This window comes from Ligilactobacillus faecis (genome assembly GCF_029889745.1).
GTDB lineage: Bacteria > Bacillota > Bacilli > Lactobacillales > Lactobacillaceae > Ligilactobacillus > Ligilactobacillus faecis.
The window spans coordinates 1,870,158-1,888,552 of record NZ_CP123639.1 but is presented as its reverse complement, the minus strand read 5'-3'; the positions used below and the strand labels follow the sequence as shown (position 1 = coordinate 1,888,552).

Genomic DNA, 18,395 nt, shown 5'->3' with positions numbered 1-18,395 from the left:
AGCTAAAATTTGCGAAAACGTTGATAACGTTCGTCCAGCAAACGTTCTGGTGTTAATTTCCTTAAAGTTATCAATTCTTTGTGTAATATCTTTTTAAAACTCGCCAGTGTTTTTTGGTGAGAATTTGTTTCTAAGACTACCCCTTCGATCACTTGTTGTTTAACCAATTCTTCCGGTGTCAAACGCATGATCTGCGCGGCTTTATCAGCTTGAGTACGATCTTTCCATAAGATCGTCGCAAAACCTTCAGGTGACAAGATCGAGTAAATACTATCCGTCGTCATATAGACTCGATCACCACACGCTAGCGCCAATGCGCCCCCACTACCACCTTCACCATAAATAAAAGTAATAAAAGGGACTTTTATTTGACTCAACTCAAGCAAGCAACGCGCTAAAGCTTCCCCTTGCCCTTTTTCCTCAGCTTCTTTGCCAGGATAAGCGCCGGCAGTATTGACAAAAGCCAGTAACGGTCGGTTAAATTTTTCTGCTTGCTTAGCAACTCGTAAAACTTTACGATAACCTGCCGGTAGAGGCGAACCAAAATGTTTTTCTTGCTGGTCTTTTAAATCTGTACCTTTATCACTTAAAACAATCGTCACCGGTAACTCCTCAAAATAAGCGATCCCAGTACGTAAGGCAAGATCATCACCAGTTGCTCGATCACCATGCAATTCGAAAAAATCTGAAAAAAGACTATTGATAATGATCCCTGGTGTGAGTTTCCCCTTTGCTCGCGCTGCCGCTACGATCTGGGCTGCACTTCTTTTATCCATTGACCTTCCCCCCAGTGTGTAACTTCAACAACTTCTGTAAAAGTTGTTTTTCGTGTTTACGTTCAACGATCGCATCGATAAAACCATTTCTTAAAACTGTTTCTGCCTGCTGAAGATCAGGTGCGATCTTTTGGTGCAAAGTCTGCTCGATCACGCGGCGACCTGTAAAGCCTATAAGTGCATGAGGCTCGGCCAAAATGATATCTGCTTGAGAAGCAAAGCTAGCTAAAACGCCACCAGTCGTTGGATCACATAAGACTGAGAGATAAAAGAGACCTGCAGCTGCGTGTTGGGCGATCGCATTCGAAACTTTAGCCATCTGCATCAAAGAAGCGATCCCTTCTTGCATTCGCGCGCCACCTGAAGCTGTAAAAACAACAACTGGTAAATTTTCTTGCCGTGCTCTTTCAAAAAGCCGCGCCAATTTTTCACCTGTTACTTTTCCAAGTGAACCCATGATGAAGTTAGGTTCCATGATCCCTAAAGCAAATTTTTCAGTTCCGATCGTAGCGATCCCTGTCAAGATCGAATCATTCAACTGTGTCTCTTGCTGTGCTTTTACTAATTTAGCTTGATAGTTTGGAAAATCCAAGGGATCATCTGTCACTAATTCTTGATCCATTTCCAAAAAAGAATCAACTAGCCAAGTTAGCCGGGCACGGGCCTTGAGTCGGAATCCATAAGCACACTTAGGACATGCATTATACCGCCCCAGATCTTGCCAAAAACTCTCAGTCCCACATTGAGGACAAACTTTCCACAGACCGGCAGGGACTTTGTCTTCGGCTTCTTTTAACGCTTTTTGATGTTTTTTCACGTTTTGCTCATTTTCTAAAAAAGGACTCATTTTCTTTCACCTGCTTGCCATCGGGGTAAGAGAACTTTTTCTAAATAGTCAGTTTGAAAGGTCCCCGTTAAAAATTTTTGATCTTGGAGGATCTGTAGATACAAAGCCTGATTTGTGGTGAGGCCTTTGATCACAAGCTCATTTAAGGCACGTTTTAATTTTTCAAGCGCCTCAAAACGATCTTTCCCCAAAACGATCACTTTTGCGATCATCGAATCATAAAAAGGTGAGATCTTTAAGCCGGGATAAAGATCTGAATCGATCCGCATCCCTAAATTTCCCACTGGAAAATATAAAAAATCGATCGTTCCTACAGCTGGGGTAAAATTTTTAGTTGGATCTTCGGCGTTGATCCGACATTCAAGCGCCACGCCTAAAAGTTTGATATCTTCTTGGCTAAATGGCAAAAGCTCTCCAGCAGCGACTTTGACTTGAGCTTTGACAAGATCGATCCCAGTCACCATCTCCGTCACTGTATGTTCGACTTGGATCCGCGTATTCATCTCCATGAAGTAAAAATTATTTTCTTCATCCATCAAAAATTCTAAAGTCCCAGTATTCAAATAGTTGATCGCCTTAGCAGCTTTGACTGCTAAAGTACCCAATTTTTTTCGCTGAGTAGCTGTCAATAAACTACACGGACTTTCTTCGATCATTTTTTGCTTATTGCGTTGCAAAGAGCAATCACGTTCTGGAAAATAAACCGCGTCCCCTTGGTGATCACAAAAAACTTGGACTTCGATATGCTTGACATTTTGCATGATCTTTTCAAGATACATTCGATCATCACCAAAAGCAAGTTTAGCTTCTCGCTTAGCTTCGTCAAAGGCTTTTTCGAGTTCTTTAGCAGAGGTGACACGCCTGATCCCACGTCCACCTCCACCAGCGGCTGCTTTTAATAACACTGGATAACCAACTTCTTTTGCCACTTGACGTGCTTCAGTGATATCTTTTAAAAAACCTTGACTACCAGGGATCACTGGGATCTGATTAGCTTGCATTTGTGCGCGCGCATTAGCTTTATTGCCCATCAATTCGATCGTCTCTGAACGTGGACCGATAAAGACTAACCCACATAGTTCACATAGACTCACGAAGCGACTATTTTCAGCTAAAAAGCCAAACCCAGGATGGATCGCTTGGGCACCCGTCAAAAGTGCTGCACTCAAAATGTTTTTCATCTTTAAATATGAATCTTTTGGGCGCGCTGAACCAACGCAAACTGCCTGATCAGCTAATTTGACATGCAGACTTTCACGGTCTGCCGTCGAATAGATCGCGACTGTCTTGATCCCTAATTCTTTTAAAGAACGAATGATCCGTACAGCGATCTCTCCACGATTGGCAACTAAAACTTTAGAAAACATTTTCTCACCTCTTATCCAAGAATAAATGTCAATTCTGCTTGACAGACCACTTGTCCGTTGACTTTAGCGATCCCTTTTCCTAGTCCGATATTTTGCTTGCATTTTATCAATGTCACACTGAGTTCTAATATATCCCCAGACACTACTTGTCCTTTGAAAGAAGCTTGCTTGATCCCGCCAAAATAGGCTGTCTTTTGCCGAAGCTCTTTTTGAGCCAATAAGGCACAGGCCCCTGTTTGAGCTAAAGCTTCGATAACTAAAACTTCTGGAAACACCTCATTGTCAGAACCTTCAGCCACATAATGCAGAGCTTGCGCGCTTTTTCCAGGATCTAAGGCAACTATTTTTTCTAAAAATAAAAAGGGTGCCCGATGAGGTAAAAGTGAGGTAGGACGTGACTCATTACTCATTTGCATCTTCCTTACTAAGTTTGAAGAGTGGTTGATCATATTCGACCAAGTCTTCGTTTGTAACTAAAACTTCTTGGATGACCCCAGCTTGATCACTTCTAACTTCAGTCATTGTTTTCATCGCTTCGATGATACAAACAACATCTCCCTTTTCGACTTTAGTCCCGACTGCCACGTAAGGCTTTTGGCCTGGCTTAGCTTGAAGGTAAACACTGCCCACTACAGGAGCACGTAAAAAAAGACCAGTATTTTTCTCAGGTGGCACTTGCTTTAGCCCTACATCTTTTGACGGCACTCTTTTGGACGCCTTACTTAGATATAATTGTAGATCTTCAGTTTTTACTTCCAATTCATTTAGTTCAGAAGCTTCAAAGTTATTCAATAATCGTTCGAGTTCTTTAAACTCCACTTAATCTTCACCCCACTTTTTAAAAGCTAAAACAGCATTATGCCCTCCAAAGCCTAGTGAATTACTCAAAGCGTACTCAAGACGTGACGGCGTTTTATTTTCTTTAGTAACAAGGGTAACTGGGCATTCTGGGTCTTGCTCTTTTAGACCTAGGTTGAGCGGAAGTTGCCCTGCAGCTAGACTCAATAAAACTGCGATCGCTTCAACTGCACCACTTGCGCCAAGTAAATGGCCCGTCATCGCTTTTGTGCTGCTAACTAGAACTGAATTTTCCCCAAAAACTTTGGCGATCGCTTGAGCTTCGGCAGTATCATTTGCTTTAGTGGCTGTTCCATGCGCGTTGATATGATCGATCTTTTCTGGCTCAAGGTTTGCTTCAGCTAAAGCTTGCCGCATCGCTTCGATGGCTCCAGTTCCATTTGGATCAGGCGCAGTGATATGATAAGCATCACAATTGCTCCCATAGCCAACGATCTCCCCTAAGATCGAAGCTCCCCTTTTTTTAGCGTGTTCCAAACTCTCAAGCACTAAAGCTCCACTTCCTTCACCCATCACAAATCCAGAGCGTTTTTTATCAAATGGTAACGAAGCTTTAGCAGGATCGATCTCAGGTGACAAAGCTGTCAAAGCCGCAAAACCAGCGATCCCGATCTCATTGATCGAAGCTTCAGCTCCCCCAGTGACCATCACTTGAGCACGACCTTCTTTGATCTGACGATATGCCTCACCGATCGCATTTGTCCCTGAAGCACAAGCAGTAACTACCGCTGTACAAATATTTTTGGCTCCGATCCTCAAAGCGATATTGCCAGCCGCCATATTGATGATCGCTGTAGGAACAAAAAGCGGTGTCACTTTACGGGGGCCTTTTTGTTGCATTTTAATAACTTGTTCTTGGATCGTCGTCAAACCTCCGATCCCTGAACTAAAGATGACCCCCAGATCTTTAGCAGCAGTATTTTCAGGGGTGATCTGCGCTTGCTCGACTGCTTGTAAAGCGCTATCAACTGCATATTGCGAAAATAGATCCATGCGCTTAGCTGCTTTTTTTCCTAGACGTACGCTCACATCAAAATTTTTAACTTCACCAGCATTGGTGATCCCCGTTGTAGTCGCATCAAATTTAGTGATCGGTCCGATCCCTAAATGTCCTGCAAAGAGATTTTGGCGAAATTCTTTTAGATCATTTCCTAACGGCATCACAGCTCCCATCCCTGTCACGACAACTCTTGTCATATCGACAACTCCTTTTCATTAAAACGCTAGACCACCATCAACTGTGATGACTTGACCAGTAATATAATCATTTTCTGCTAAAAAAAGTGCTGTTTTAGCGATCTCTGTGGGTGTTCCAAACCGCTTCAATAAAATTTTTTCTTGGATCGCTTTTTTAGTTTTATCATCTAGTTCAGCTGTCATTTGGGTCGTGATCATCCCAGGAGCGATCGCATTGCAACGAATATTACGCAAAGCTCCTTCTTTAGCAGTCGTCTTAGTCAGCCCGATGATCCCAGCCTTACTAGCTGCATAACTAGCTTGACCAACATTTCCATAGAGCCCAACGACTGAAGAAAGATTGATGATCACGCCTGCTCTTTTTTTCATCATCTTTTGTAAAAAAGCTTTCGTCATCTTAAACGTTCCTCCAAGATCGATCGCTACGACTTCATCAAAGTCTTTGTCAGTAGTCCTGATCAATAAATTATCACGAGTCATCCCAGCATTATTTACTAAAATATCGATCTGACCCAATTTTTCGGTAGCTTCTTGGACCATGCGCGTAACATCAGCTGTGCTAGCGATATCTCCTAAGACGATCTCACATTTGACTCCTGTTGCTTTGATCTTTTCCAACAGTTCAAGCTCGATCTCTTTTCGAGCGTTCAAAATAACATTTGCTCCCTTTAATGCGAATTCATATGCGATCTGGGCCCCGATCCCGCGTGAGGAACCAGAGACAAACACATTTTTTCCTTTTAGTTCCATAGCTATCCTTTCAACTCTGTTAAAGTTTGCTGATAAGCACGGACAGTATCTAAACGATAACATTTTGGTGCTCCACTCAACTGCCGTGCAAATTTGCTTAGTGTATTCCCAGGTCCGATCTCAAGTAAAATATCGGGCTTTTCTTGTGCAAGCATTTTGTATAGACATTTTTCAAAATAAGTCGGTTGCATCACTTGCTGAACCAATATTTCAGGTATGTTTTCTTTCGTAAATGCAGACCCTGTCGTATTACTAAAGACAGGAAAACATGGTTCTTGAAAAGTACATTGTGCCATTTCTGCTTTTAACGCATTACTTGTTTGGGCAAATAATGGCGTATGAAAAGCACCTGCCACATTCAACATTATCGCTTTTTTACCTAGCTCTTTTAGCTCTTGTTGAAATTGCACCAGATCCTTCTTGCCACCACCTAAAACGACCTGTTTGGGTGCATTATAATTTGCAAACCAGATCTTTTCATTTGGTGTATTATATTTTTGCAAAAGTCTTTTTATCTCTTGCAGATCTGGTGCTAATACGGCTAACAATGCGCCGGTATGAACTTTTGCTTCTTTATGCATCAATTTTGCACGCTTTTGTACGAGTTTCAATCCCGCATAAAAATCTAACGCACCACTTGTGATCAAAGCCGGATATTCACCTAACGATAACCCTAAAGCTCCTTTGACCTTTACTACATGTTCGTGACATAAACAGTTATAAACACCAATAGAGTAAGCAGTCAAAGCGACTTGGAGCTCTTTTGTCGCGGCCTGCTGACAATGCTCCAAGATCTTTAACACTTCTAGCCCTGTCACTTCTGTTGCAGTATCGATGCTTTTTTTAAATGCTGGATAAGTCGCATAAAAATCAAGTCCAAGTCCAGCAAATTGGGAACCCTGCCCACTATATAAGACCAGTGCTTTTTTCATGCTTCATCATTTGCAGCAAGTTGTGCACTAACATGATCGACGACATCTTGGATCGTTTGGATCTTTTCGTCTGCCTCAAGCTGGATCTCTAATTCATCTTCTAATTCGTTCATGATCTCAAAGACATCTAAACTATCAGCATCAAGATCTTCTTTGATATTAGCTGTCAAAACGATCTTTGCAGCATCTACATCTAATTGTTCACTTACGATCGTTTGGATCTTTGTTAAAATTTCTTCTTGTGTCATTTATCTTTCCTTGACTACGCTTACCGTAGCTTTCCTTTCATATATTGGTATATCCCTAAAAAGATAGCGCTTACTCAACTACTGAGAACATAAGCTTTTTAGTCGCTTATGTCTGCTAGCTCAAAATTTGATGATCAGTGTACCGATAGTCAATCCACCACCAAAACCACAAAGAGCTAATGTTTGCCCGCGTGTGACCTTCTTACTCTGGATCAAGTCATCAAGCAAAAGTGGAATACTTGCTGCCGAAGTATTTCCAAGTTCAGCTAGCCCTAACGGAAATTTTGCGAGCGGCAAGTCTAATCTTTTGGCTATGCTCTTAATGATCCGTTCATTTGCTTGATGTAACAGAAAAAGATCGATCTCAGCTAGTGAGAGACCTGCATCTTGACAAGCGTCACGTAATGAACGTGGCACTTGCTCAGTTGCAAAATTATAAACTGCACGTCCATCCATCATAAAAGGTGTATACCGCTTTTCATTTGTTTTGGGCGGAAATTCACTTAGTGGCTGTGTTTTAGCAGCCGTCAAACTTGTGTTAAACTGCCCGAAAGTTTTAAGATCACTGCCTAAGATCCCGCTTTCTGTTTGCTGATCAATAGCTAGCAAAGCTCCCGCCGCGCCATCGCCAAAAAGAACAGCCGTAGAACGGTCATCCCAAGCGACTAACTTTGATAAAACTTCGCCTCCGATCAATAAAACATATTTTATTTTCGGATCTTTCAAAAAATTAGCAGCTGTCTTCAATCCATACACAAATCCAGCGCAAGCTGCTGAAATATCAAAAGCATAAGCATTTTTGGCATTGAGTGCACCTTGAACGATAGCAGCTGTCGCTGGTGTGGTGCTATCAGGCGACATCGTAGCTACAATGATCAGATCAAGCATCTGAGCTGAGATCTGGCTTTTTTCAAGCAATTTTTGCGCCACTTTAATGCATAGGTCCGAAGTGTTGGCTTGCAAACTGATATGCCGCTTTTTGATCCCTGTACGCGTTTGGATCCACTCATCTGAAGTTGACATTATTTGCGCTAGGTCAGCATTTTTAACTTCTTTTTCAGGAATAAAACCGGCTGTTTGGATGATCTTTAACTCTTCCATCGTCTTTTTAGCCTCTAATCTTTAGTATGATCTTCTAAAAATTCTTCTAAGTTTCTGATCGCTTTTTCAACGATCTTAACTTCATTTAGTGACATGCCATGTAAAAAACTTTCGACCATCTTATGGTGAAAAGCATCATGGGCCCGGTACATCAAACGCCCTTTTTTAGTTAGACCTAACCGGATGATCCGGCGGTCATCATTTCCACGTAGTCGTTCAACGTAACCTTTTTTCACTAGTCGATCGACTGTCGCTGTCAATGAACCAGGCGTCAAATGTAATTCTTTTGCGACTTCTGAAGCTGTTTTGTGATTATACATTGAGATCGCATTGATCGCATGCATTTCCTTGATCGTAAGATCTCGGAAACGACTTTTTTTTAGTTCTCGCTCTTCGATCCACAAAATATCGCTATAAACTTTGACCAATGCGTCATTGATATATTTACTCGTATTATCCATCATGATCCCTGCCTTATTATTTTGAAGTCCATATAGTTTGGATATCAAAATAATACCAAATATTATTGGCAATTACCATTAGATTCTATTTTCTCCGTTTCCAACGATAAACATCAATTCGGCAGTACAGACTTTCTTTGTCCCTACAAAAGCTTTGGCATCTACTAGACCCATATTTTCTTTTTGCTTAGTCAGTGTTACTTCTAAACGTAAGACATCACCTGGACGGACGATCTTACGAAAACGCGCATTATGGATCGCCCCAAGATAGGCCGTCTTACCTTGAAAAGCGGGATCTTTTAAGATCATGATCGAAGCTGCTTGCGCAAGCGTTTCAATGATCAAGACCCCTGGCATCACTGGATTTTTAGGAAAATGTCCTTGGAAAAATGGCTCATTGATCGTTACGTTTTTGACTGCGATCACCTTTTCACCTACGACGAGTTCTTCAACATAATCGATATAACAAAGTGGATAACGATTAGGGATCAACTCCATAATAGTTTGTGCATCCATTATTTTTCCCAAATTATCACCCCACTCTAAAAAAGTATTTCGAATATCAAACTATTCGATGACAAAATAATATTATATTTATTTTTAACTGTCAACTCAATTTTAGCGCAGTTCTTCTAAGAAATATCAAATTTTGTATATTTTATCAACTGACCTTAAAATACTTTGATATCATGAAATAAACGCTGTCAAAACCTGTAGACCAAGGTCTAATTCTAGAAAATGATCGACAATATTTATAAATATTTTTTATATAAAAATTAGTTAATAACTATCAAAAATGGATCATTAAATTTCAAAATTATTTTGATTATCAAAATTTATTCACAAAAAAAGAGCGAGGATAAATTTCCTCGCCCCTTTTTACTACATGATCTCAATTAAATTTTGCACTCGTTGTTCAACTTCTAAAGTTGCAGGGATCTTTTTATCAGGATCAAATAAGACCCCTGCCATCAACGCATTGTGTCCTGCTTCGATATCTAAACTTCGATCTCCGACCATGACACTTTCACTTGTCACTAGTCCATATTTTGAGACAAGATAATTTAAGGCTTCTGGATCTGGCTTTCTTTTAAAACCATCATCTGCCGTTGAAAAATCACAGAAAAAACCAACTAAGCCATCACGCTTTAAAAGTGCAAGTGAACTTTTATCTCGGTGAGTCAATAAGAAACTTTGCCCACCGCTTGCCTTGATCTTTTCCAGAAGCTTTTGAGCTCCAGAAAAAGGGTGAGCTTCTTTTTGATAGCGAGCTTCAAAGTTTTTGTAATCAGCATGAAGCTTTGCCTCATCTAATTCAGGTGTAGTATAACGCCGATAAGCTTCACGTACCGATCTACTTCGCATCACTTGATAAACTTCTTTTGGATCAAGCTTTTTGCCTTGCTTTGAAAAAGCTTCACAAAAAGCCTTGACCATTCCAGGATACGTATCATATAACGTTCCATCAAAGTCAAAAAAATAATTTTGATATTTCATGCTTTTGCCTACTTTACTTATTATCAGTATCAAAAATGATCGTTACAGGACCATCATTGACCAACTCTACTTGCATATCAGCACCAAAACTACCTGTTTTTACAGATACTCCTGTTTGAGCTAGCATTTCGTTAAAGAGTTCATAGTTCGCTTGAGCTTGCTCAGGAGCTTGGGCTTTGCTAAAGCTTGGACGATTTCCTTTTTTAGTGTCTGCGTATAAGGTAAATTGCGAGACTGAGAGGATCTCACCTTGAACTTGCTTGACATTTAAATTGAGTTTTCCATCTTCGTCGCTAAAGATCCGACAATTTACGATCTTTTTAACTAAATATTCGATCTCATCACGACTATCAGTCGCTGTAAAGCCGACTAACAAAACGAGTCCATGATCGATCTGCCCTACGACTTCGCCTGCGATCGAAACTTTAGCATTTTTACTTCTCTGTAATATTACGCGCATACTTTTCCCTTACCTCTTTTAGTGGATCGTTCTTTTCACAACATAAACATCAGGCACACGTTTGATCCCATCCATTACACGTTGTAGATGAACTTTATCTCGGATCCCGACAGTCACATCGATCGTGGCCATCTTATTATGGTCGATCCGTCCATTGATCGAATTCAACTGTTTAGTCGTATTGTTGATCGCTTGCAAGACGTCATTCAATAGACCTGAACGATTATAGCCTTGGATCTCAAGGTCAGTATCATAATGTGTTCTTGCATCTGGTAAAACATTCCAACTAACGTCGATCAACCGCGTCCCATTTTTTTCAGCATTTTTAACGTTTGGACAATCGATCCGATGAACTGAGACACCACGACCTTTGGTGATATAACCGACGATATCATCCCCAGGGATCGGACTGCAACAATGGCTCATGCGCACTAAGAGATTATCGATCCCCTCGATCAAAACGCCTTCTTCATGTTTTTTCTTTTTATCAGCAGAAACATTCTTGATCCCTTTATGATCTTCCAACAGTTCTTTTTCTTGTTGTTGTTTACGTTTTAACTCCTGCTCTTCGCGAATATCTTGCGTCAAGATATTGACGATCCCAGCTGGTTGTAACTCACCAAAGCCGATCGCAGCATACATATCATCTTCAGTCGAAATATGCCTTCTTTCTAAGACGCGGTCGATATTTTTAGCCGTCAAAACTTGATGAACAGCGTAGCCATCTTCTAAAAGAGCTGTCTCTAGAATATCTTTCCCACGATCGATATTTTGTAAACGATCTTGCTGTTTGAAAAAGCGTTTGACTTTATTTCGTGCCTTATTCGTATGCACTAAGTCAAGCCAATCACGGCTAGGTCCAGCTGAATTTTGCGAGGTCAAAATGTCAACGATATCACCATTTTTCACTTGATAATCAAGCGGGACGATCTTACCATTGACTTTAGCTCCTGTCGTATGATTTCCGATCTCAGTGTGGATCGAATACGCCATATCTAATGGACCAGCGCCCTTAGGTAATTCGAAAACATCACCTTTAGGAGTGAAAACATAGACTCGATCTGAAAAGAGATCTCCTTTGACACTTTCCATAAAATCATTAGCATCACTAGCTTCATTTTGCAATTCAATGATCTCTTTGAATAAATTTAACTTTTCACCAGTCGATGTTGCCTTGACACCATCTGTTTTCCCTTCTTTATAAGCCCAGTGAGCTGCAATACCATATTCAGCCACACGATGCATCTCTTCTGTTCTGATCTGGACTTCAAAGGGGGTCCCCTTCGGACCGATCAAAGTTGTGTGCAAAGACTGATACATATTAGCTTTTGGCATCGCGATATAGTCTTTGAAACGCCCTGGCATCGGTGTCCATTTTGTATGGATCGCCCCCAAAACAGCATAACAATCTTTGATCGACTTAACGATCACACGGATCGCTAAAAGATCATAGATCTGATTAAATTGTTTATGTTGATCGCGCATCTTGCGGTAAATAGAATAGATATGTTTTGGTCGACCATAGATCTCGCAATCAAGTTTTAGATCAGCGATCGCATCTTTGATCTCTTGGATCGCTTGGTTGATGTATTGCAAGCGTTCATCACGTCTTGAGTTCATTAAATGGACGATCCGATAGTATTGTTGTGGGTTCAAATAGCGTAAAGAAGTATCTTCTAATTCCCATTTGATCGTACTGATCCCCAAACGATCTGCTAATGGAGCATAGATCTCTAAAGTCTCATTTGCGATCCGTCGTTGCTTATCTGGACGTAAGTGCTTCAAAGTGCGCATATTATGCAAACGGTCAGCCAATTTAACAATGATCACTCGCAGATCTTTTGACATCGCAAGTAATAATTTACGGTGATTTTCAGCTAACTGCTCACGGTGAGATTTATACCGGATCTTACTGAGTTTGGTCACCCCATCAACGATCACTTCGATGTCTTTTCCAAATAATTCCCCAATATCAGCTAAAATAACTGGTGTATCTTCGACAACATCATGTAAAAAGCCCGCACTAACAGTTTCTGGATCCATCTTCAATTCAGCTAAGATCGCAGCCACTTGGATCGGATGAACGATATAAGGTTCACCTGACTTCCTAAATTGTTCACGGTGAACATAAGTAGCAAAATCGCAGGCTTTTTGCACGATCGCTACATGTTCTTCATTCATATACTCTTTACACTTATTGATCACATCTTCTGCGCTCCAGATCACGTCTTTTTCCATACTCGCACCACTGTTAAAAACAGCATTTCCTTTCCTATTTTTTTATCCATAAAGATGCAAGAGGCACTTTTTACCTTCGCAAAAAGTGCCTACTGTCTTAGCTACAATATGTTGTTAATCCCTGACCATACCGTAGGAAAAGCCAGCCAGCATCAAATATACTACGGCAAAATAGATCGCGTGACTATCAAAGAAAAAGTCACAGCCGATCGCATAACAAACTGGAAATAGAGCTAATAGCCATAATTTTTCAGCTCGTTTACCAGCGTAGATCCCCGTTGCGATCACATAGACGACATTTATCCCAAATAAAATGATCTCCATCATCGTGATCTCATCGACCCCAAACCAATTAAAAAAGATCGGGATCACAAAGCTAAACAGTAGCGCAAAGGCTAAATACCAAACAATACGTTGAAATGATAATTTACTTGCTTGCATCAATATTACCTACTTCATCAAATTATTAATTATATTTTACCTTAGTTCTAGCGCAAATGAAAGTGAAGACAATAGATAAAGAGGAGCCGTTTCAGCTCGCATGATCCGTGGTCCAAGCCCCGCACGGATATAGCCTCTTTCTTCTAACGCTGTTACTTCTTGAAAAGCTAAACCACCTTCAGGTCCAAAGATCACTTGCAGTTTAGGGCGTTTAGTTTCTTTGGGCGCTACTTTGATTTCTTTTAAGAGTGTCACTAAAGCTCCCTTTTCGCCTTCTTTAGCCGCCTCTTCGTAAGCGATCAGGCCTTTTTCATCTGCAGCTAATGTTAGCTCTTGGAGACTAGAAAGATACGCTACTGTCGGGATCGTTGTCCGATGTGATTGTTCGGCTGCTGCTAAAGCGATCTTTTCTAAACGAGCAAGCTTTTTCTTTTGCTTTTTATCATCCCACTTAGCAACAGAGTATTCACCTTTAAAGAAGACGAAGTGATCCGCACCTAATTCCGTACCTTTTTGAACGATAAATTCAGCTTTATCACCTTTGGAAAGACCACAAACGATCGTCGTTTCGACTGGAAGTTCTGTCAGTTGTTCAAATACTTCAACTTCTTTAGCTGTAGCCGCGGTTTTAGTGATCGCAGTCACTTCCATCAGATGAACTTTTTGATCAGCAGTGACAAGTTCAAAGTGATCACCGACTTTAGCTCGCATCACTACGATCGCATGTTTATAGATCTCTTTTGGTAATTCAAAATTTTTGACATCTAAAAGTTCAGTTTCAAAATAACGTTGCATTTCTTTTAATCCTCATCTTCACCTGGAACATGGCTGATAACTGCATACCAATCTTTCATATTCAAGATCTGGTCGACCACAAACCCATGCGCTGTTAATTTAGTTACGATCTGATCTTTTTTATCTTTGATGATCCCTGAAGTGATAAAGATCCCCCCAGGACGTAAGCAAGTCACTGCCTGTGGGATCAAAGGCTCAATGATCTCTGCCAAAATATTAGCCGTGATCAGATCGACTTTTTGATCGATCCCGCTTAAAAGATCGTTAGGGGCTAAGACGATATCTTTTGTCATCTGATTCAACTCAAAATTCTCTTTTGCTGCTGAAACAGCGACTTCATCTACATCGTAAGCAAAGATCGGTCCGACTCCTAAATAACGCGCTGCAATACTTAAAACACCAGAACCAGTTCCAACATCGATCAACGTTTCGCCTCCACGAATGACAGTTTCTAACGCTTGTAAAGCTAATCGGGTCGTTGGATGTGTCCCTGTTCCAAATGCTCTTCCGGGATCTAATACGATAACTTTTTCATCTTGGTCAACCGGTGTATACTCTTCCCAACTTGGTACGATCGTCAAATAACGTGTTAACCGTACTGGATGATAATATTTTTTCCAAACATCGATCCAGTTAGCGTCATCTAACGTAGCTAATTCAACTTTGGCTTGTCCTGGTTCAAGTCCAAATCGACTTAGATCCTTGATCTTTTGTTCGAGTTCACTTGTCAATTCATTCAATGGACTGTCTGCTTGAAAATAAGTAGCTAAAACTATATTATCAAGATCTTGTTCGTCTTCGATCTGGACTCCACCAGCTCCGTTTTCAAGCAAAAGGTTGATCACTGCTTCGCTTGCTTCATTTGTCGTTGTGATCGCTAATTTTATCCAATCCAATCGTTTCACATCCATTCATTAAAATTTTGGATAAGGTAACTGCCCGTTAGGCGTATGTTTTTTAGCATCTAAAATAAATTTTTCAAATTCAACATTTGACCAGGTGAGTTCAAAAACATCTGTCATTGAATCATTTAAGAAATCTAAAAGATCAGAACTTCCATTATCTAAAACAACTTGTAAATAACTAAAGAACGCTTTACCTTCTGCTAAAGTCCAACCTTTTTTACCAGCATACGGTAAACAAACTAAATAGTCTGTAGCCTCAAACTCGACCGGAGTCTCTTTTGAATATAATAAAATACTATCACTAAATGAGATGATCGGTTCTTCTGAACTGACCCCAGCGACATCTTCGATCACTTGGCCACTTTTATTTTCAGCATAAAAAGTCAATTCGATCTCAAAAAGTTTATGCTTTTTATCCCAAAAGACTTCGACTTGACCGTCAAAATCTAATTGTTCGCTTTCATCTTCTAGAAAAGTCAAAAGATCTATTTTTTCCATATATTCCACCTTCAACAGCATTTTTAGCTGAGCTCATTTGGTCGTTATCTTAAATTTAATTTAAAAATCATTATTATCCATTATAGCATACGTTTTTCTTGAAAAAAGCTAACTGTTGCCTAAAGTAATTTTTTGTCATCGCAGTTTTTACGGATGATTTATGTTTTTTATCAATATTTTATTAATTTTTTACCGATAAATAAGTACAAAATCAACAATTTCTGATAAACTAAAAGTATGAATTACTAACTTTCAACTAAATAGCTATTACTATGGTCACTGCGCCAAATATCCTATAGTGTCTGCTAGAAAGGCAAAATGTGGAGCCGATACTAGGAAGATCCAACATTTTATCAAATAAAGAATTTCACACAAAACAAAAGTCTCCCAGAAATTCTAAAGTTAGCTGGTGATCTAGTAGCGTCAAGCTTAAAGAAAATACCTTTAACGCCATCTCTAGCTATGTTGACAGTAGTAAATACTATTTAAGGAAGGAAAAGCTATATCACTTTCACAAACACGACCTACTATGTTTGTTCACATTTTATATAGTAAATGGTTTTAATATGGCAAAATGTAAAATGATCCTTGATCTTGATACTGGGATCGATGACGCGTTAGCGATCGCCTATGCACTTGCATCAGAAGAATGCGATCTGATCGGGATCGTTGGTTCTTACGGAAATATCCTTGTTGAAGATGGAGTCCAAAATAGTCTTGACTTACTTGAGTTGCTAGGTCGCCCTGATGTTCCGGTTTATACGGGTCTTTCCCATGCTTCAACTAAAGATAACTTTGAAGTTATGCCGATCAGCGCTTTGATCCACGGGAAAAACGGGATCGGTGAAGTTGAACTCAAAAAAGCTGACCGTACGCCCGAAACACTTCCAGGTGTTGATTTCTTGATCGAAGCTGCACACAAATATGGTAAAGATCTTGTGATCGTTCCAACTGGTCCATTGACAAACTTAGCCGCTGCGATCAAAAAAGATCCAACGATCGTTGATCTGATCGGAAAAGTCACCTTGATGGGTGGCGCTTTGACTGTCCCAGGTAACGTTTCACCAGTGACCGAAGCCAATATCAATCAAGATCCTGAAGCTGCCGATGAAGTTTTCCGTAGCAAACTACCATTGACGATGATCGGCTTAGACGTTACGACAAGGACTTTACTTACACCTAAAGAAACTCAACAATGGCGTGACTTAAAGACACTTTCAGGTGAAAAATATGCTGATTTGACTGACTACTATATCAATGCTTATAAAGTCGCTAATGCTCACCTTGCTGGATGTGCGCTTCACGATCCTTTAGCCGTAGCTGCTGCGATCGATCCAACCTTGGTGACAACGCTTGACTTAAATATGAAAGTCGATACCGAAGGACCTTATGCTGGTCGGACGATCGGCGATGAAACACGGATCAACGAACCTGCATTGACGACTAAAGCAGCTGTCAATGTTGATAAAGAACGTTTTGTAGCACGCTTTATGGAACGCTTGACAAAATTATTCAGTGAACACTAGTGCATCGAGGTGAAGCTGATGGTGATCCTTGGTATCTCACTTTATATTTTTTGGTTGCTTTTAGTTATCGTAAAATTTAGTGCTTTGCCCCGCGATCGAAGTTTTTCATATCAACAAGCCTTTTTTGGGACGCTCCTTTGGTATAAAAACTTTCGGAATTTACTTTTACTCTGTGCACTCTTTACTTTATTTATCTTTGCCCCTTTAAAAGTGATCTATTTACTTTTTTTGATCAGTTCAATCTTGATCTTTTTCATGGCTGCACGTAATTTTCGCTATTTGATCGCTAATCCGTGGGTCAGTTTAGCACTTTGTACAGTAAGTTTAGTTACTGGGGTCTTTGCGGGACTTTTTGTTTTTAGAACTTAAAAAATAAGACACCTAGACTAATTCGGTCTAGGTGTCTTATTTGGCGTATTTCTCAACCTAAATATGGATCTTCTGGAACAGAGACTAGTTCATTTGCAACTAAACGTTCAGCGATCTGAACTGTATTCCAGGCTGCTCCTTTCAGCAAGTTATCGGAAACGACCCACATATTAAAACTTCCGGGATTTTCATGATCAGCCCGTAAACGACCAACATAAGTTGCCCGTGAGCCTTCTGCCGTCAACGGTTGCGGATAGAGTTGTTGTTTGGGATCATCTTGGACCACCACTCCTGGAGCTACTTCTAAAAGCGCACGCAGATCTTTAACAGTCACATCAGGCGTTTTTGTTGTAAAATAAACTGATTCTCCGTGCCCGATCACAACTGGAACACGGACACATGTCGCAGTTACCTTTAATGTTGGATCATTCATCTCACCTGACATGATCTTTTTCGTTTCGTGGATCATCTTCCACTCTTCGTGAGTATATCCATCTTCTTCAAAAACATCGATCTGCGGTAAGAGATTGAAAGCTAGCGGATAATGCTTTGGTTCACTTTTGACAGGAAAGACTTCTCCGTGCATCTCTTGACCAGAAAGATAGTTACGGGCTTCTGTTTTCATCGCCTCTAAAGCCGATTGTCCTGCACCTGAAGCTGCTTGATAAGTTGAAACAATCACTTGTTTGAGTCCATATTTTTGACGGATCGGTTCTAACGCTACGACCATCTGGATCGTTGAACAATTTGGGTTAGCAATGATCCCACGATGCTCTTTCAAAGCTTCTTCATTAACTTCTGGTACGACTAACGGAACTTCTTTTTCCATGCGAAAAGCACTCGTATTATCAACACAAACAGCACCACGTTTGACTGCTTCGGGTAAAAGGCGCTTCGAAACAGCTCCGCCAGCCGAAGCTAAAACTAGGTCAACACCAGTAAATGCATCTGGTGTTGCTTCAGAAACTGCGATCTGTTGACCTTTGAAACGCAATTTTTTTCCGACTGAACGTTTTGAAGCCAGTAATTTAAGCTCTTTGACTGGGATCGTTGATTTTTCTAACTGTTCTAATAAGCGAGTCCCGACTGCACCGGTCGCTCCTAAGATCGCAACTGTATATTCTCTCAT

General features: G+C 40.5%; 22 protein-coding genes. 2 read left to right on the top strand and 20 right to left on the bottom strand.

Features of this window, described 5'->3' with window-relative positions:
• Window positions 1–2: 2 nt before the first annotated feature.
• The 19 genes from QFX10_RS08655 to QFX10_RS08565 all read right to left on the bottom strand — a co-directional run bounded on the left by QFX10_RS08655 (window position 3) and on the right by QFX10_RS08565 (window position 15,371).
• Window positions 3–776 (bottom strand): acetyl-CoA carboxylase carboxyltransferase subunit alpha, encoded by a 774-nt coding sequence (locus QFX10_RS08655; RefSeq protein WP_280605834.1) that lies wholly within the window; start codon window positions 774–776, stop codon window positions 3–5.
• On the bottom strand, window positions 769–1,623 hold the full coding sequence (locus tag QFX10_RS08650) for an acetyl-CoA carboxylase carboxyltransferase subunit beta (protein ID WP_280605833.1): 855 nt from the start codon (window positions 1,621–1,623) through the stop codon (window positions 769–771). The genes QFX10_RS08655 and QFX10_RS08650 overlap by 8 nt, the downstream gene beginning before the upstream one ends.
• Window positions 1,620–2,990, bottom strand: a complete 1,371-nt coding sequence (gene accC / locus QFX10_RS08645; RefSeq protein ID WP_280605832.1) for an acetyl-CoA carboxylase biotin carboxylase subunit — start codon at window positions 2,988–2,990, stop codon at window positions 1,620–1,622. Before accC ends, QFX10_RS08650 begins: the two co-directional genes overlap by 4 nt.
• Window positions 2,991–3,001: 11 nt before the next feature.
• Entirely contained in the window at window positions 3,002–3,400 is a 399-nt protein-coding gene (locus tag QFX10_RS08640; RefSeq protein WP_280605831.1) for a hotdog family protein, read from the bottom strand.
• Window positions 3,393–3,809, bottom strand: coding sequence for an acetyl-CoA carboxylase biotin carboxyl carrier protein (locus QFX10_RS08635; RefSeq protein ID WP_280605830.1), 417 nt, complete (start codon window positions 3,807–3,809; stop codon window positions 3,393–3,395). The genes QFX10_RS08640 and QFX10_RS08635 overlap by 8 nt, the downstream gene beginning before the upstream one ends.
• The gene (gene fabF / locus QFX10_RS08630; RefSeq protein WP_280605829.1) at window positions 3,810–5,045 is read right to left on the bottom strand and encodes a beta-ketoacyl-ACP synthase II; all 1,236 of its coding nucleotides are present in this window, start codon (window positions 5,043–5,045) and stop codon (window positions 3,810–3,812) included. It abuts the gene before it with no gap.
• Window positions 5,046–5,063: 18 nt separating this feature from the next.
• Entirely contained in the window at window positions 5,064–5,795 is a 732-nt protein-coding gene (gene fabG / locus QFX10_RS08625) for a 3-oxoacyl-ACP reductase FabG (RefSeq protein WP_280605828.1), read from the bottom strand.
• A 2-nt stretch (window positions 5,796–5,797) separates the two neighbouring features.
• The gene (locus tag QFX10_RS08620) at window positions 5,798–6,727 is read right to left on the bottom strand and encodes an ACP S-malonyltransferase (RefSeq protein WP_280605827.1); all 930 of its coding nucleotides are present in this window, start codon (window positions 6,725–6,727) and stop codon (window positions 5,798–5,800) included.
• Entirely contained in the window at window positions 6,724–6,975 is a 252-nt protein-coding gene (locus tag QFX10_RS08615) for an acyl carrier protein (RefSeq protein WP_280605826.1), read from the bottom strand. The genes QFX10_RS08620 and QFX10_RS08615 overlap by 4 nt, the downstream gene beginning before the upstream one ends.
• Before the next feature lie 120 nt (window positions 6,976–7,095).
• Complete coding sequence (locus QFX10_RS08610) at window positions 7,096–8,076, bottom strand: beta-ketoacyl-ACP synthase III (protein ID WP_280605825.1); 981 nt, start codon at window positions 8,074–8,076, stop codon at window positions 7,096–7,098.
• Between the two features lie 14 nt (window positions 8,077–8,090).
• On the bottom strand, window positions 8,091–8,537 hold the full coding sequence (locus QFX10_RS08605) for a MarR family winged helix-turn-helix transcriptional regulator (RefSeq protein ID WP_280607269.1): 447 nt from the start codon (window positions 8,535–8,537) through the stop codon (window positions 8,091–8,093).
• Window positions 8,538–8,615: 78 nt separating this feature from the next.
• Window positions 8,616–9,053, bottom strand: coding sequence for a 3-hydroxyacyl-ACP dehydratase FabZ (gene fabZ / locus QFX10_RS08600; RefSeq protein WP_280607268.1), 438 nt, complete (start codon window positions 9,051–9,053; stop codon window positions 8,616–8,618).
• Between the two features lie 366 nt (window positions 9,054–9,419).
• The gene (locus QFX10_RS08595; RefSeq protein WP_280605824.1) at window positions 9,420–10,034 is read right to left on the bottom strand and encodes an HAD-IA family hydrolase; all 615 of its coding nucleotides are present in this window, start codon (window positions 10,032–10,034) and stop codon (window positions 9,420–9,422) included.
• Between the two features lie 13 nt (window positions 10,035–10,047).
• Window positions 10,048–10,494, bottom strand: a complete 447-nt coding sequence (gene dtd / locus QFX10_RS08590) for a D-aminoacyl-tRNA deacylase (protein ID WP_280605823.1) — start codon at window positions 10,492–10,494, stop codon at window positions 10,048–10,050.
• An 18-nt stretch (window positions 10,495–10,512) separates the two neighbouring features.
• On the bottom strand, window positions 10,513–12,732 hold the full coding sequence (locus tag QFX10_RS08585; RefSeq protein WP_280605822.1) for a RelA/SpoT family protein: 2,220 nt from the start codon (window positions 12,730–12,732) through the stop codon (window positions 10,513–10,515).
• Between the two features lie 114 nt (window positions 12,733–12,846).
• A complete protein-coding gene (locus QFX10_RS08580) occupies window positions 12,847–13,173 on the bottom strand; it encodes a hypothetical protein (RefSeq protein ID WP_280605821.1) in 327 nt (108 codons plus the stop codon).
• A 36-nt stretch (window positions 13,174–13,209) separates the two neighbouring features.
• Window positions 13,210–13,968, bottom strand: coding sequence for an RsmE family RNA methyltransferase (locus QFX10_RS08575; RefSeq protein WP_280605820.1), 759 nt, complete (start codon window positions 13,966–13,968; stop codon window positions 13,210–13,212).
• 5 nt (window positions 13,969–13,973) lie between these two features.
• Window positions 13,974–14,864 carry a 50S ribosomal protein L11 methyltransferase gene (gene prmA, locus QFX10_RS08570; protein ID WP_280605819.1) on the bottom strand — a complete coding sequence of 297 codons (891 nt, stop codon included), beginning with the start codon at window positions 14,862–14,864 and terminating at the stop codon, window positions 13,974–13,976.
• A gap of 18 nt (window positions 14,865–14,882) precedes the next feature.
• Window positions 14,883–15,371: a DUF3013 family protein gene (locus QFX10_RS08565; protein WP_280605818.1), complete on the bottom strand. Its 489-nt coding sequence runs from the start codon at window positions 15,369–15,371 to the stop codon at window positions 14,883–14,885.
• A 566-nt stretch (window positions 15,372–15,937) separates the two neighbouring features.
• On the opposite strand from QFX10_RS08565, the gene QFX10_RS08560 reads away from it, so the two are divergent.
• Both QFX10_RS08560 and QFX10_RS08555 read left to right on the top strand, forming a co-directional pair.
• The gene (locus QFX10_RS08560; protein WP_280605817.1) at window positions 15,938–16,897 is read left to right on the top strand and encodes a nucleoside hydrolase; all 960 of its coding nucleotides are present in this window, start codon (window positions 15,938–15,940) and stop codon (window positions 16,895–16,897) included.
• A gap of 18 nt (window positions 16,898–16,915) precedes the next feature.
• Window positions 16,916–17,266 carry a hypothetical protein gene (locus QFX10_RS08555; RefSeq protein ID WP_280605816.1) on the top strand — a complete coding sequence of 117 codons (351 nt, stop codon included), beginning with the start codon at window positions 16,916–16,918 and terminating at the stop codon, window positions 17,264–17,266.
• Window positions 17,267–17,318: 52 nt separating this feature from the next.
• On the opposite strand, the gene QFX10_RS08550 is transcribed toward QFX10_RS08555, so the two are convergent.
• On the bottom strand, window positions 17,319–18,395 hold the full coding sequence (locus QFX10_RS08550) for an aspartate-semialdehyde dehydrogenase (protein ID WP_280605815.1): 1,077 nt from the start codon (window positions 18,393–18,395) through the stop codon (window positions 17,319–17,321).

Excerpts from the sequence above, each read along its gene's own strand:
- QFX10_RS08655 (WP_280605834.1), bottom strand. The coding sequence starts at position 776 with ATGGATAAAAGAAGTGCAGCCCAGATCGTAGCGGCAGCGCGAGCAAAG.
- QFX10_RS08650 (WP_280605833.1), bottom strand. The coding sequence starts at position 1,623 with ATGAGTCCTTTTTTAGAAAATGAGCAAAACGTGAAAAAACATCAAAAA.
- accC (WP_280605832.1), bottom strand. The coding sequence starts at position 2,990 with ATGTTTTCTAAAGTTTTAGTTGCCAATCGTGGAGAGATCGCTGTACGG.
- QFX10_RS08640 (WP_280605831.1), bottom strand. The coding sequence starts at position 3,400 with ATGAGTAATGAGTCACGTCCTACCTCACTTTTACCTCATCGGGCACCC.
- fabF (WP_280605829.1), bottom strand. The coding sequence starts at position 5,045 with ATGACAAGAGTTGTCGTGACAGGGATGGGAGCTGTGATGCCGTTAGGA.
- fabG (WP_280605828.1), bottom strand. The coding sequence starts at position 5,795 with ATGGAACTAAAAGGAAAAAATGTGTTTGTCTCTGGTTCCTCACGCGGG.
- QFX10_RS08620 (WP_280605827.1), bottom strand. The coding sequence starts at position 6,727 with ATGAAAAAAGCACTGGTCTTATATAGTGGGCAGGGTTCCCAATTTGCT.
- QFX10_RS08615 (WP_280605826.1), bottom strand. The coding sequence starts at position 6,975 with ATGACACAAGAAGAAATTTTAACAAAGATCCAAACGATCGTAAGTGAA.
- QFX10_RS08610 (WP_280605825.1), bottom strand. The coding sequence starts at position 8,076 with ATGGAAGAGTTAAAGATCATCCAAACAGCCGGTTTTATTCCTGAAAAA.
- QFX10_RS08605 (WP_280607269.1), bottom strand. The coding sequence starts at position 8,537 with ATGGATAATACGAGTAAATATATCAATGACGCATTGGTCAAAGTTTAT.
- fabZ (WP_280607268.1), bottom strand. The coding sequence starts at position 9,053 with ATGGATGCACAAACTATTATGGAGTTGATCCCTAATCGTTATCCACTT.
- QFX10_RS08595 (WP_280605824.1), bottom strand. The coding sequence starts at position 10,034 with ATGAAATATCAAAATTATTTTTTTGACTTTGATGGAACGTTATATGAT.
- dtd (WP_280605823.1), bottom strand. The coding sequence starts at position 10,494 with ATGCGCGTAATATTACAGAGAAGTAAAAATGCTAAAGTTTCGATCGCA.
- QFX10_RS08585 (WP_280605822.1), bottom strand. The coding sequence starts at position 12,732 with ATGGAAAAAGACGTGATCTGGAGCGCAGAAGATGTGATCAATAAGTGT.
- QFX10_RS08580 (WP_280605821.1), bottom strand. The coding sequence starts at position 13,173 with ATGCAAGCAAGTAAATTATCATTTCAACGTATTGTTTGGTATTTAGCC.
- QFX10_RS08575 (WP_280605820.1), bottom strand. The coding sequence starts at position 13,968 with ATGCAACGTTATTTTGAAACTGAACTTTTAGATGTCAAAAATTTTGAA.
- QFX10_RS08565 (WP_280605818.1), bottom strand. The coding sequence starts at position 15,371 with ATGGAAAAAATAGATCTTTTGACTTTTCTAGAAGATGAAAGCGAACAA.
- QFX10_RS08560 (WP_280605817.1), top strand. The coding sequence starts at position 15,938 with ATGGCAAAATGTAAAATGATCCTTGATCTTGATACTGGGATCGATGAC.
- QFX10_RS08555 (WP_280605816.1), top strand. The coding sequence starts at position 16,916 with ATGGTGATCCTTGGTATCTCACTTTATATTTTTTGGTTGCTTTTAGTT.
- QFX10_RS08550 (WP_280605815.1), bottom strand. The coding sequence starts at position 18,395 with ATGAGAGAATATACAGTTGCGATCTTAGGAGCGACCGGTGCAGTCGGG.